General features: G+C 66.4%; 15 protein-coding genes. 7 read left to right on the top strand and 8 right to left on the bottom strand.

Features of this window, described 5'->3' with window-relative positions:
* The first annotated feature begins 31 nt into the window (after window positions 1-31).
* A complete protein-coding gene (locus G6N67_RS12665) occupies window positions 32-1162 on the top strand; it encodes an ABC transporter substrate-binding protein (protein WP_051578596.1) in 1131 nt (376 codons plus the stop codon).
* 38 nt (window positions 1163-1200) lie between these two features.
* Here G6N67_RS12665 and G6N67_RS12660 read toward each other — a convergent pair whose 3' ends face one another.
* From G6N67_RS12660 to G6N67_RS12650, 3 genes are all read right to left on the bottom strand, one after another.
* Complete coding sequence (locus G6N67_RS12660; RefSeq protein WP_036435010.1) at window positions 1201-1845, bottom strand: response regulator transcription factor; 645 nt, start codon at window positions 1843-1845, stop codon at window positions 1201-1203.
* On the bottom strand, window positions 1842-3125 hold the full coding sequence (locus G6N67_RS12655; protein WP_230021274.1) for a sensor histidine kinase: 1284 nt from the start codon (window positions 3123-3125) through the stop codon (window positions 1842-1844). Before G6N67_RS12655 ends, G6N67_RS12660 begins: the two co-directional genes overlap by 4 nt.
* Before the next feature lie 70 nt (window positions 3126-3195).
* Window positions 3196-4125 carry a LysR family transcriptional regulator gene (locus G6N67_RS12650; RefSeq protein WP_197747962.1) on the bottom strand — a complete coding sequence of 310 codons (930 nt, stop codon included), beginning with the start codon at window positions 4123-4125 and terminating at the stop codon, window positions 3196-3198.
* A gap of 79 nt (window positions 4126-4204) precedes the next feature.
* On the opposite strand from G6N67_RS12650, the gene G6N67_RS12645 reads away from it, so the two are divergent.
* The 6 genes from G6N67_RS12645 (at window position 4205) to G6N67_RS12620 (ending at window position 10623) form a co-directional block, all read left to right on the top strand.
* Complete coding sequence (locus tag G6N67_RS12645) at window positions 4205-5023, top strand: alpha/beta fold hydrolase (RefSeq protein ID WP_036430681.1); 819 nt, start codon at window positions 4205-4207, stop codon at window positions 5021-5023.
* Window positions 5020-5850: an LLM class flavin-dependent oxidoreductase gene (locus tag G6N67_RS12640; RefSeq protein ID WP_036430679.1), complete on the top strand. Its 831-nt coding sequence runs from the start codon at window positions 5020-5022 to the stop codon at window positions 5848-5850. The genes G6N67_RS12645 and G6N67_RS12640 overlap by 4 nt, the downstream gene beginning before the upstream one ends.
* A 150-nt stretch (window positions 5851-6000) precedes the next feature.
* On the top strand, window positions 6001-6705 hold the full coding sequence (locus tag G6N67_RS12635) for a hypothetical protein (RefSeq protein ID WP_036430677.1): 705 nt from the start codon (window positions 6001-6003) through the stop codon (window positions 6703-6705).
* Between the two features lie 241 nt (window positions 6706-6946).
* Window positions 6947-8404: a serine hydrolase domain-containing protein gene (locus tag G6N67_RS12630; RefSeq protein WP_081812620.1), complete on the top strand. Its 1458-nt coding sequence runs from the start codon at window positions 6947-6949 to the stop codon at window positions 8402-8404.
* 51 nt (window positions 8405-8455) lie between these two features.
* On the top strand, window positions 8456-9739 hold the full coding sequence (locus G6N67_RS12625) for an HNH endonuclease signature motif containing protein (protein ID WP_163642178.1): 1284 nt from the start codon (window positions 8456-8458) through the stop codon (window positions 9737-9739).
* 113 nt (window positions 9740-9852) lie between these two features.
* Window positions 9853-10623 (top strand): DUF1906 domain-containing protein, encoded by a 771-nt coding sequence (locus tag G6N67_RS12620; RefSeq protein WP_036430675.1) that lies wholly within the window; start codon window positions 9853-9855, stop codon window positions 10621-10623.
* A 2-nt stretch (window positions 10624-10625) separates the two neighbouring features.
* On the opposite strand, the gene G6N67_RS12615 is transcribed toward G6N67_RS12620, so the two are convergent.
* The 5 genes from G6N67_RS12615 to G6N67_RS12595 form a co-directional block, all read right to left on the bottom strand.
* Window positions 10626-11063 carry a hypothetical protein gene (locus G6N67_RS12615; protein WP_036435002.1) on the bottom strand — a complete coding sequence of 146 codons (438 nt, stop codon included), beginning with the start codon at window positions 11061-11063 and terminating at the stop codon, window positions 10626-10628.
* Window positions 11064-11116: 53 nt separating this feature from the next.
* Entirely contained in the window at window positions 11117-11683 is a 567-nt protein-coding gene (locus G6N67_RS12610) for a dihydrofolate reductase family protein (RefSeq protein ID WP_036430673.1), read from the bottom strand.
* Between the two features lie 64 nt (window positions 11684-11747).
* The gene (locus G6N67_RS12605) at window positions 11748-12392 is read right to left on the bottom strand and encodes a sigma-70 family RNA polymerase sigma factor (RefSeq protein ID WP_230022505.1); all 645 of its coding nucleotides are present in this window, start codon (window positions 12390-12392) and stop codon (window positions 11748-11750) included.
* A gap of 97 nt (window positions 12393-12489) precedes the next feature.
* Entirely contained in the window at window positions 12490-12795 is a 306-nt protein-coding gene (usfY, locus tag G6N67_RS12600) for a protein UsfY (protein ID WP_179976823.1), read from the bottom strand.
* Window positions 12795-13133 (bottom strand): hypothetical protein, encoded by a 339-nt coding sequence (locus G6N67_RS12595; RefSeq protein ID WP_322790863.1) that lies wholly within the window; start codon window positions 13131-13133, stop codon window positions 12795-12797. Before G6N67_RS12595 ends, usfY begins: the two co-directional genes overlap by 1 nt.
* Between the last annotated feature and the right edge of the window lie 24 nt (window positions 13134-13157).

Raw genomic sequence — 13157 nt, 5'->3', positions numbered from 1 at the left:
GTTTCGCGAGGCCCGAGGCAGAAGGTGGTTGGTGTCCCACAACGTGCCGCAGTCCGATACCGCCGCGATCGTCATAGGCCTGGTCGCGTCGTTGACGGGCTCGAACTACATGGGCGCCGAGAATCGGGACGGCGCGGAGCTGGCGGTTCAGCAACTCAACGACGCCGGCGGACTGCTCACCGGGCGGCGAGTCGAGCTGAAGACCGTAGATGATCGCAGCCTGCCCCAGGGGGCCGTCGACGCCTACCTCGGGCTGACCGACAACGGGGTCACCGCCGTCGTCGGCACGTCTTTCTCCAACGCAAGCTTGGCCGTACTGCCCTACACCGACGAGCGCAAAGTCGTGTACGTGTCGACGGGAGCTGCGCACACACAGGTCGACCCGGTGCGGCCATATGTCTTCATGACTCCGCCGACAGGTCGCTTGGTGGCGGTACAATTGCTCAGGTATCTGCGTGATCAGGGCCTCACCAGGATTGGTGTGGCCTTCGACTCCGACAGCGTGTTCAACCGCGTCGCGTGGGCGCAACAGGAATCCATGTTGAGCCAGTTCGGAATCGACGCGGTAGCGGTCGAGTCGTTCGAGGTGGACACCGAGGATTTCACACCTACAGTCACCTCGATCGCCCAGAGCGGTGCGCAAGCCTTGATGGCGTGGGTCACGGGTCCGCCGGCCATCGGCTTGGCGCTGGCGTACCGCGCTGCGCGCCTGAACATTCCCATGGTTGCCGGCCTCGGTGCCGCGAGCCCGGCGTTTGTCGATGCAGTCGGTCCGGGCGCCGACGGCATCATCGTCGCGACATCCTTGGTCAGTGTCAGGTCCGACTTGCCGCCGTCGCCGATCCGCACCGCCATCTCCGCGCTCAGCGACCCCTTTGAGCGCCGGCATGGTCGACCGCCCTCTCAGTTCGCGGTGGACGGATACACCGCCGTACAACTGATCGCCGCGGCCGTCGAGTCGGCAGGCGACGACGACGCCCGCGCGGTCCAGCGCGCGATGGACTCGTTGAGATGCCTCACGCCTGAGGGCGAATACCACTTCTCGCCCGCCAACCATTCCGGCCTGGACGCGAACGACGTTGCAGTCGCAGTCATTCGGGACGGGCAGTTCCGGTTGACTTCGTGGTCCTACGACCAGCTGTGTCAGCACCTCGTGTGCTGATCAATCGATTTCCGTACCGAACCGGCGCTACTGCGTGATCAGCCGCTGAGATACCTCAGCACCGCGAGCACGCGCCGATTGTGCTCACTGTCGGGCGGCAGCATGAGCTTGGTGAAGATGCTGCCGATGTATTTCTCGACCGCACCATTGCTGACCACCAGGCTGCGGGCGATGCTGGTGTTGGACCGGCCCTCGGCCATCAGCCTGAGCACCTCTTGCTCACGTAGGGTCATCTGCCGCAGAGGATCGTCCCGGCGACGCCGCACCAACAACTGTGCGACGACATCCGGATCGAGCACCGTGCCACCAGAAGCCACCCGATTCACCGCATCGAGGAAATCGGTGACGGCGGACACTCGGTCCTTGAGCAGGTAGCCCACCGCGCCGACACCGTCGGCGAGCAGGTCGTCGGCGTAGGAGACCTCGACGTACTGGGACAGGACCAACACCGGGGAGCGGGACACCCGCCGACGTGCCTCGACCGCGGCCCGGAGCCCCTCGTCGGTGTGCGACGGCGGCATCCGGACGTCCACCACGGAGACGTCCGGCCGGTGGTCTTCGATCGCCTGCACAAGTGACGGCCCGTCACCGACAGCAGCGACCACATCGTGACCGTTCTCGGTGAGCAGCCGAATCAGGCCCTCGCGCAGGAGAACCGAATCATCGGCCACCGCAACTCTCAACACGGCAGCTCCACTCCGATCGTCGTCGGCCCGCCGGCCGGGCTCACCACGGTGAGAGTGCCACCGCTGGCCCGGACCCGGTCGACGAGGCCGGCCAGACCATGTCCCTTCGCCACGTGGGCACCGCCGTCCCCGTCGTCGACGATCTCGACGCCGACGCGGGCCGGACCGTGCGCCACCGTGACCCAGCAGTTGGCCGCGGCACTGTGCTTCGCCACATTGGTCAGAGCTTCGGCGACCGTGAAGTAGACGGCCGTCTCCACGGCCGGATCCAGCCGCCCGCCGGTCGTGCCGAGCTCGGGGTCGACCACGAGCTCGACCGGCACGGTGCACCGAACGGCAAGTGCGGCAAGCGCACTCGGCAGACCACGGTCGGTGAGGATCGGCGGGGCGATGCCACGGGACAACGCGCGTAGTTCGTTCAGGGACTCCTGGGTCTGGCTGATCGCCTCGTCGAGGGTGTCCCGTAGCGCCTGGGGGTTGCTGTCCAGTTGTTGACGGGCGCGGCCCAGATCCATCGCGAGCCGCACGAGTCGCTGTTGCGGCCCGTCGTGGATGTCTCGTTCCAGCCGGCGCAGCGCTATCGCCTCGGCCGATGCCGCCGCCGCCTTCTGTTCGGTCAGCACCGTGATGGTCTGGCGCATTTCGGCCATTCCGGTCAGCAGGATCCGGCTGAATCCGGCCGAGAGCAGGGCACACCCTCGGACCACGATCGGCAGGGTGATCAAGCAGACCAGGCCGATCGCCGTCTGGAAGGCGATGCGCGCGAAGGCACTGTCACCGAGCCCGACCAGTTGCGCGAGAGATGTGTTGTCCGGTCCCCGCGGAATGCTCCAGTCCCACGCGATGGTCAGCGTGCCCGCGACCGCCGCGACCCACCAGCTGATCACGACGCTGAACGTGATCACCGAGATCGGGAAGTGCACGATCGCGTGCATCGCGTCGAGCCAGCACTGGCCCTGCGTGAGCGGCGTGACGAACCGCCGCCAGATGCCCGCACCGCGGGGAGCGGTCCGATACGTCGGCCGCATCCGCGGCCGGCGCAGCACCGCGGGGAACCGCAACCGTTCGATGTCGGCGAAGAAGCGGGCAACCAGCAGTACGCATGCCAACAAGGGCACGCCGACAGCGATGACCACCGTGCCGAGGCCGACCGACAGCCCGGTCACGATCACGATGAAACTGACAAGGGCGAGCGGGAATCCGAGCACGAGGTAAGCGGTGTCGACACCGAGCTGGCGGATCACGCCTACTCGCTCAGGCTGCGCCGTCTTGGTCATATCCTCGACGCTAGGCATCAACTGGCGTCACTCCCATCCCGTCCGCCCGCGTTTGAGTGTAGGGATATCCCTACCGCCGCGCTGACGCCCTGGGGATGAGCACGCGCTCGCCCGGACCGCGTGGGCGGCTCGCCACGAGGTCGGCGGCCGCCCTGCGCGCCAATTCGACAACACGAGTGGCCAACGGGGAAAGCGCCCCGGCAGTCAATACGTAGATGGGTCTCCTCGGCAGCCGCGGGGTCAGCGGGTGCAGCGAGAGCTCGGAGTCATCGGGACGGACATCGCAGGCCAGCACCGGCATCACCGCCCAGCCGAGTCCCGCGCGGACCGTGGACACCACCGCCTGGTTGTCCGCGGTACGAAAGACTATCCGCGGTACGACGTGCGCCGCGGCGAATGCCGCTTCGACCCGGGCCTGGTCACATATTGCCGGCAGTGCCACCATCGGCACGGCATCGAGGCTCTGCAACCGCACCGGTCCCGCCGGCAGGTCGCCTCGGCGCGCGATGAGCACGTGGTCATCTTCGAGCAGCAGCCTGCTGTCCACATCGTCGCCACCGGGCCCGTCGAAGAACATGAGGTCGAGTTCGCCGAGGGCGGGCCGGGCGGTCTCCTCCTCGTACAGCCGGATGTCGCAGTGCGGGTGCTCTTTTCGAAGCTGACGCATCACGGGAGGCAGGAGTACGTTGGTGACGGTTTGGAACGTGCCGATGTCGACGCGGCCATCACCGGCCTTGAACCGCTCGATCGAGCTCACCAGTCCGTCATACCGCGCCAACAGTTGGCCCCCTTCGCTCAACACGAGCCGCCCCAAAGGTGTCAGCTGTGGTGGCTTCGGACCGCGTGGGCGGTCGAAAAGTACACCGCCGACCTTTCGTTCGAGCGCGCGAATCTGCTGGCTCAAGGTGGACTGCGTATAGCCCAGCCGCGCCGCCGCCCGACCGAACGTGCCCTCCTCCGCGATGGCCTGCAGAGCGGCGAGGTGGCGAAAATCGATCACCTGATGATCGTACATACCGATCATAATTATCAGAGAGAATCGCTTTTCTGAATAAAGCGTCGAGAATAGCGTCTGAACTATGACCCCCGAGACGCTCCACACCATCAACGGTGTCCGGATCTGCGCACAAACCTTCGGATCGCCAGAGGATCCCGCAATACTGCTGATTCACGGCGCGTCCGCGTCGATGGTGTGGTGGGAGGCCGAGCTCTGTCGGCGAATCGCCGCGGCGGGACGCTACGTCATCCGGTACGACCAACGCGACACCGGCCGCTCCGTCACGTACCCCGTCGGTGAACCCGGTTACACGTCAACCGATTTGACACTCGACGCCATCGGACTGCTCGACGCATTGCGCGTGCAACGGGCGCACGTCGTCGGCCGGTCCATGTCGGGCGCGATCGCGTTGGGTGCTGCGCTCGACCACGCCGACCGCGTGTCGACCCTGACCCTCGTCAGCACCAGCACCGGGGATCTGCCGTTCGGGCATGTCGAGGCACCCGGCATGCCCGAAATGGCGAACGACGACGAGGCCGTGGACTACATCGTCGCCGCGATCCGGGCATACGCCGGGCGCTCACCGCACTTCGATGAAGCGGAGGTTCGGGCACTCGCGGCCCAGGACGTCGCGCGCAGCGTCGACCTGAGGGCTGCAATGGTCAACCACTTTCGCATGGAATTCGTTGCCCCACAGGGTGGTTCTTATCGCGACGTGCGCGTGCCCACCCTCGTCGTGCAAGGGGAATGCGATCCTGTCTTCGGCGTCCCCCACGGCCAGGCCCTGCACGAGGCGATTGCAGGGTCTCAGCTCGTCGTCCTGCGCGGATCCGGACACGACGTGCTGAGGCCCGCGTGGGACCAGTTCGTCCCGGCCTTGGTCAGGCATACCGCATCATGAAATCCGCTGTCTGGCTGCCGCTGTTCGACGAGCTCGCCGATCCGCGCGTGGTCGCACGCCTCGCCGTCGCCGCTGAGGAGGCGGGATGGGACGGACTGTTCGTGTGGGATCACCTGTGCTGGCGTCCGCCTGTGCGTTCCGTGGCCGACCCGTGGGTGACGCTCGCGGCCGTTGCCGCGCTCACGCAGACCATCCGCATCGGCCCGATGGTCACCCCACTTGCACGCCGGCGTCCCGCCAAGGTCGCGCGCGAGACCGCGGCGCTCGACATCCTCAGTGGCGGTCGCCTGGTGCTGGGCGCCGGAGTGGGTAGCGATGCCTTCGGGGCCGAATACAGCCGTTTCGGCGAGGAGACCGACGATCGCGTGCGTGCGGCGATGCTCGACGAATCGCTGGCGATCCTCGAACAAGCCTGGGCGGGTGCGCCTGTGCACCACCGCGGCGAGCATTTCCGCGTCGACGACGTCACCTTCCTGCCTCGCCCTCAGCAGTCGAGCATTCCCGTCTGGATCGCCGGGTTTCCCGGAAACACGAAGCCGTTGCGGCGCGCCGCGCGTTACGACGGGTTCTTTCCGGTCAACCTCGAGCATCCGGATCAGCTCGCGGAAGCCATCGACTCGGTGATGCGGCTGCGGCAGAACCACACGGAACCGTACGATGTCGTGGTCCCCGTGCCGCCAGGAACCGACGTATCCCCGTACGCCGCGGCCGGAGCGACATGGTGGGCAACCGATTTCGAGCATCCGCATGACCTGACGCCCGACACCGTGCTCGGTGTCATCCGGGACGGGCCGTGGGGAGGGCCGGGGTGCTTCCTTCTCCCATGACCCGTGCTTCTCCCATGACCCGTGCTGACGGCCTCGCAGGCCTCCATGTCGTCGGCAAATGGGCACAGCGCGTGACAGAGCAATCTCGTTCAGGTTGAGATGTGATGTCGCCTGGTCACCGAACGCGGCAATGCTGTCATCATCGGACAAGTGTCACCGCGGACGGCGAAGAAGACGGACAGTAGGCTGGCGGCTCGCCTGGCCGCGCTCGCCTCGCTCGGCGCCGCCGTCATCCACTTCTCCGTCGCACCTGCGCACTGGCGCGAGTGGATACCATCAGGCTTGTTCTTCGTCTCGATCGCGCTGTTCCAACTGATCTGGGCTCGCGCCGTACTCGTCCGAACGACCAATCCGGTGCTGGCCACCGGGATCCTGCTGAATCTGGGAGCCATTGCGCTCTGGGCACTCTCGCGGACCGCCGGAGCCCCGTTCGGACCGCACGCCGGGGAGGGCGAACTGGTGCAGGCCGCGGACCTCTGTGCCCTGTTGCTGCAAATCTACGTTGTGATGGGAGCCGGCTGGGTTTGGTACCGCGGCCTGCAAGGAGAGCCGATACCGGCGTACGCGAACGCGATGATCCTTCTGGGCGCGGCGGGGATCGTCACGCTCGCATCCACTGCAGGCGTGGCTTCGGGACTACGGCACGGGCACCATGCGCCTGCGGGCGCAGAACCCGGCCACCATGGCACGAGCGTCGAACACGCAGACGGCGATCACGGTCACCCTCCAGTGCCAGCCGCCCCGCCGCCCGTTGTCGAGAAGGGTGGGTCGAGGCCACCGGCACCCACCGAAGTCAAGATCCCTGCCGCAGAGCCATCACATGATTCGCACGGCGATCACCACCATGATGAGTGACATCTGAACCCGACCACCATGGTTGGACACCGCGACGCAGGGGCGTCCGCCATGAGTTCGATCGCAGACCTTGGCTGCTCCACCAAAGCGTTCCGTGACAGTCCTCCGAAACCGTCGAGCAGCGGTCACGGCCATCAGCTCTGCATTCCACAGCGACGGGTTCCATGACGCTGGCAGCCAGCCCGGTTAGCGTTATCACGTGATCTCCGGAGCACGCCTCACCCGGGCCTGCGCGGTGGCGATGGTCCTCGTCGTGACGTCGTCGTGTGGACAACCCTCGCAGCCGGCTCTCCATACCAGCGAGCCTGCAATAACCACAACAACGACCACTACGACCGCAGCCGTGGTTCCTGCCGGCGATTTCACACCGGTCGCCGAGCGCGTCACCGAAGCCATTGCGGCGCATCGACTCCCCGGAGCGGTCGTCCAGGCGGGACACGCCGGCAACATTGTCTTCCGGCAGGCCTTCGGTGATCGGAAACTCGACGGGGAACCGGGACTGGACGGGTCGCCTGCGCCCGCCGAGCCGATGACCGAGGACACGATCTTCGACCTGGCGTCACTGACCAAGAGCGTCGCGACCACGACTGCCTTCCTGCAGCTCTACGAGCAAGGCAAGGTGGGGCTCGACGAACCCGTGCAGACGTATCTGCCCGAGTTCAACCCGGCGAACGATCCGCGCCGTGCACAAGTCACGCTGCGCATGGTGCTCACCCATACGTCGGGCATAGCGGGTGATCTGAGCCTCGACGGGCCATGGGGACTGGAAAAGGCTGACAAGGCCGAAGGGATTCGCCGGGCGCTGGGCGCGTGGGTGGTGTTCAATCCCGGAGAACGCTTCCACTACTCCGACATCGGCTTCATTCTCGTGGGCGCGATCGTCGAGAGAATCACCGGCCAGTCCCTCGACAGCTATGTGCAAAGCAATGTCTTTGCACCCCTTGGCATGTCAGATACCCACTACTTTCCTGCCGCCAAAGCATGCGGCCCACACCAGATCCGAGGTGCGGCGATCGCTCTCGATCCCACCGCGCCTGCCACCGGCGAATGTCCGCAGGGCATGTGGAGCACGGAACTCCTGACCCGCGTCGCCCCGACCGCGCTCGACGAGGACACCCCGGGTGTCAACCCGGACTATGGCCATCCGCTGCGCGGAACCGTGCACGACCCGACGGCGCGACGGATGGGCGGAGTCGCCGGCAGCGCGGGCGTGTTCTCGACCGTGCACGATGTCGGCCTGTTCGCGCAGGCGTTACTCGATCGGCTCGCCGGCCGCCCGAGCCCGTTCCCGTTGACACAAGCGACCGCGGAGTTGATGACGACGCCGCAACAGCCCGGGCACACCGCGGACCAACTCGCTGCCGCCAACGAGGCCACCCGCGTGGCGATCGAAACATCGCCCAACACAACGGATCCCCTGCTCGCACCGCACTATCCGGCCATCGACGGGCACGACCTCCGCGGTCTCGGCTGGGACATCGACACCGCCCACTCCCGGCCGCGCGGCATGGTCTTTCCCGTCGGCAGCTTCGGCCACACCGGCTTCACGGGGGTGACGCTGTGGCTGGATCCGGGATCAGACACGTACGTCGTCGTCCTCGCGAATGTGATCCATCAACGCGGCGGCCCACCCATCGCGTCGCTGAGCGGAGACATCGCCACCATGACTGCACGGGCGCTGCATCTGTACGGCAATTAGGCGGGCGCCCGGGCGTCCGGTTTTGTCGGTCCCTTTTGCGAGGATTGGGGTATGTCTTCGGCGGCAGTTCCTGTGGCTCCGGGCCCGAGCCCGGTGCAGCGGTTGGAGGTGTTGTTCGAGGAGATGGCCGAATTGTGCGGGCAGCGCAACGCCATCGATGGTCGGTTGGTGCAGATCGTCGCCGAGATCGACCGCGACGAACTCTGGGGTGCTACCGGCGCGCGGTCGATGACAGCGTTGGTGGCTTGGAAAACCGGCATCACCCCACACAACGCCGACACCATGCTCGCCGTCGCCCGACGCGTCGAGGAGTTCCCGCAATGCACCCGGGCGTTGAGCGAGGGTCGGTTGTCGTTGGATCAGGTCGGGGTGATCGCCGCACGCGCCGCCGACGGCTCCGATGCGCACTACGCCGAACTGGCCGCGGTGGCCACCGTCGAACAGTTACGCACCGCCACCAAACTCGAACCCCACCCCCAACCCGAGCCGGAACCGGAACCGGAACCCGAGCCTGAGTCTGAGCCGGAGCCGGAGCCGCACCGGGAATTCACCAAAGACGTCCACGACGGCTACACCACCTACCACCTCACCCTGCCAAGGGTCGACGCCGCCACCTTCGACGCCGCGCTGCAATCCCATCTCGACGCCCTGATCGCCGACTGGCGCCGCGACCACCACACCGACGAGCCGGCGGCCGGGCAGGCGCCACCGTTCCCGCACACCGTAGATGCGTTCATGAGCCTCATCTGCGCCGGCTGGGACACCGACGTGGCGCGTCGCCCGCACGGCCAGCACACCACCGTGGTGGTGCACGTCGACGTCGAGACACCCGTCGCGTCCCTGCACCTCGGTCCGCTGCTGACCGACGCCGAGCGCCGCTACCTGACCTGTGATGCGACCTGCGAGGCCTGGTTCGAACGCCACGGCCAGCTCATCGGCACCGGACGCGCCACCCGCACCGTCAACCGGCGCCTGCGCCGAGCCCTCGAACACCGCGACACCTGCTGTGTCGTGCCCGGCTGCGGCGCCACCCGCGGACTGCACGCCCACCACCTCATCCATTGGGAGGACGGCGGACTCACCGAACTGGACAACCTCGTCCTGCTCTGCCCCTACCATCACCGGCTGCATCATCGCGGCGGCCTCACCATCACCGGACCCGCCCACCGCCTCGTCGTCACCGACACCACCGGGCGGGCGTTGACCAGCGCCTCGGTGGCCCGCCCACCCACCACACCCCCACCCGACGTCCCGCCCTACCCCGGGCCCACCGGCGAACACGCCGACTGGTGGTGGTACACCCCCTACCAACCACAACCGCCACCACTCAACTGACGACGCGCGGTATCGGTGCGGGGTCGTGATCGACAAGTAACCGATCGAATACGAGCTGGCATCAACCAGCGTGGTCACACTGTTAACACCAATCACTTTGTTAACATCGCGACGTGCAGGTTTCCCGGCGTGACGTCCTGCGCTACGCCACCGCGGTGTCGGCGCTGGCCGGGCTGGGTGCGGTAGCAGCGGGCATCGGAGCTCCCCCGGCGTCGGCTGCCGCGCCCACTCTGATCGACTTCGCCATGCGTCAGATTCCGGCTCGGGACATCCGGGCCGCGGGACACTCCGGCGTGATCAACTACGTCTCGACATCGCGTCCCGGCTCGTCTTTTGGCGCCAAGCCGATCACCTTGCCCTACGCCCAGTCGCTGACGGCCGCCGGACTCGTGATCGTCAGCAACTACCAGTACGGCAAGCCGGGCGGTACTGCGCCGTCGGACTTCACGCGTGGATATGCCGGCGGGGTGGCCGACGCTCGCACCGCGTGGCAGCTCCACACCGCGGCAGGCGGTGGCCGCAGCGCCCCGATCTTCTTCAGCGTCGACGACGACATCGACCACAACACGTGGAACAACGTGGCGCTGCCGTGGTTTCGCGGAATCAACTCGGTGATCGGGGTGCAGCGCACCGGCATATACGCGGGTATCCGACCGTGCCAGTGGGCCATTGCCGACGGTGTCATCGGGAGGTCGAGCACACCGGGCCGGGCGTGGGCATGGCAGACGCGATCGTGGTCGGGCGGGCAGATCCACCCTGCCGCGGTTCTCTACCAACGCATCGTGAGCACGGCGTCCAATCCCGGCCCGGTGGTCGGTGGACTCGAAGTCGACGTCAACGACGTCCTGGCCCAGGATTGCGGCCAGTGGAACCTACACCCGTGAGGTCACGTCGTGATCCGCAGCTCGGCCCCCGGGTGCGAACTCAGGGTGACGACCACTGTGCCGCTACCCGTTTCGAACGTGGTGTTGGCGTAGCCGATGAAGCCGTAGTGCCCGTCAATCGTTGACACCGCGGTGATATCCCCTCGTCCCGAGGCGCCGGTATCGAGGTTCACCCAATTAGCCGCCACGGTCAGCGAGCACGAGCCGTCGTAGACACCCGCGTCGTAGTGGATCGCAACGCGCACGCCGTCCTCGACCCGGTCCCCGACCTGAACCGGCGTCACCTGCGCCTCGGCGCTGACGCTCCCGCCACACGTCGGTGACGCCACCACCGGGACACGGTCGAGTTGCGCAGACCCCTCGGCGTGGGCCGTCGTCGCCCACAACCAGGGCGCAGCCAACGCCGCGGCAAGCACGCCGGCAGTGCGGTACGCAGTCATGCCCTTGTTATCGGTATCCACCGGATCGGCGTTAGCCGGCTGTGCAACGTCGATCACTCGTGTTTCGCCTCATAGCGCAGCAGAACCGTGCCGCCGGGGAAGGTGCGGTTCTCCAGCAGTCGCAGCGAGATCCACGACGGCAGGGTCGGGAAGAACGGGGTGCCGCCGCCCACCGCGGTCGGCGCGATCACGATCCGGAATTCGTCCACCAGTCCCGCCTGCACGATCGGTGCGGCCAGGGTCGCGCCGGCCACCTCGAGCCTGCCGTCGGTTTCGGCTTTGAGCTTCCTCACCACCTCGACCGGGTCGCCACGTTCCAGGCGCGAGTTCCAGTCGACGGACTCGAGAGTGCCCGAGAACACGACCTTCGGCATGGCGCGCCAGATGCGGGCGAAGTCGACGATCAACGGCGTGGCGTCCGGATCCTGGTCGGCCGTCGGCCAGTACTCGGCCATCAGTTCGTAGAGCCGCCGGCCATAGAACGACAGCGCGGTCTCCCGCTCGAAGTCGTTCCAGTACTGATGCAGTTCATCGCTCGGATCGGACCAGTCGATGTTGCCTTGTGCATCGGCGATGTACCCGTCCACCGACACGTTGAGGCCATAGATGAGCTTGCCCATGCAGATCAGACTGCACCAAAGAGCGAAAGTCATCGCGACGCCCGGGTCGATCCGCCTCGAGTGCTCATGCCCCTTCGTGGGCAGGTCGCAAAAGCGTTCGTAACCGTTCGCGGCCCCGGTGCACACGTGACATGACGGTGCCTTCGCAGCACGCCATCACCTCGGCGATCTCGCGGCCTCGGAGTCCGACGACATCGCGATAGTAAACAGCCAGCCGGAACTGCACGGGCAGTGTCGCCATCGCGTCGGCGAGATCGCCGTCCGGCAGCGCGTCCAGCGCTTCGAGTTCCGCGGAGCGTGATCCGCGCGAGGCGTGTCGATCCTCGGCGGCCAGTTGTTGGTCGGTGATGTGGTCGCTGAGGTACTCGATCGGGCGGTGTCGCGCCCGCCGCAGATGGTTGATATGGGTGTTGGCCATGATGCAGAACAGCCACGCGCGAAGGTTGGTTCCTTCGGTGAACGTGTTGTACCCGGCGTAAGCCTTCAACATCGTCTCTTGTACGAGGTCTTCGGCATCCATGGCATTGCCCGTAATTCTGCGAGCACGTTGATGGAGCTGGTTCAGATACGGCAGCGCGCCGTTGACGAATCGGGCGGCCAGCTCTGGATCGCGCGATGCCTGGGATGAACCGCTGTCTGCAGGGGGATCGATTGGTTCCATGACCACATGCTGGCGACGGCGGGGATGAGTTGTCATCGCCCGGAGCACCGATCCACCCGGGTGATACCGACCGTCACAACGCCACTGAATCTTCTTCTCCCCCAGCGCCTCCCGATTGCCGGATCCGACGCACGGGCGAGGCACATCAGCGTCGATCGGGTGGCACGCGCAGGTGCGCGGCGTCCCACTGTGCGTCGACGCGGTTGACGCGACGATTCTCCACCACCAGCCACAACACACCGGCACTCGTGGCCAGGCCGGCGATCAGCACCGTGGCGTACAGCCATTCGTAATGGCGATACGACGCGGCCACCGCAGTGCCGATCAGCCCGCAAATCGCGACGGCCAGGAGAATCAAACCGGGCCAGATGAAGTTGTCCTTCATCGCAATGCCGGCGTGGGGTTGCGTGGTTCTGGAATGATCGGTCGGATCCTGGTGCGTATCGCCCATCAGAGTCGGCTCTGTCGCGGTGTCGAATCTTGATACGGACCAGGATCTTCCGACTCCTGTACGCCATCGCCGATGAGCAAGCCGGGTAGCGCGATGGCCCCTATCGTTGTCACGAGCCACGCCAACACCGTCGTGGCCAACCACGCGGCCGTGCCGTCAATGATGATTCCTCGCGTCGGAATGGACGCGAGGATCAACGCGACGATCGTCAATGCGAGGCCAGTGCCGCCAAGGAACAGCGACGCATACTGATGCGGCAATCGTAAGGCCGCCAAGGACAAGACGGTCTGCGCAACCAGGAACGCCACCGTGGCGAGGGTGAAGCCGAACGCCGACAACGACACTCCCGGAACGAGCCACGC

The organism is Mycolicibacterium mageritense (genome assembly GCF_010727475.1).
GTDB classification, from domain to species: Bacteria; Actinomycetota; Actinomycetes; order Mycobacteriales; family Mycobacteriaceae; genus Mycobacterium; species Mycobacterium mageritense.
Note: the sequence above shows the minus strand (reverse complement) of the source record. Positions and strands in the feature narration are given on the sequence as shown.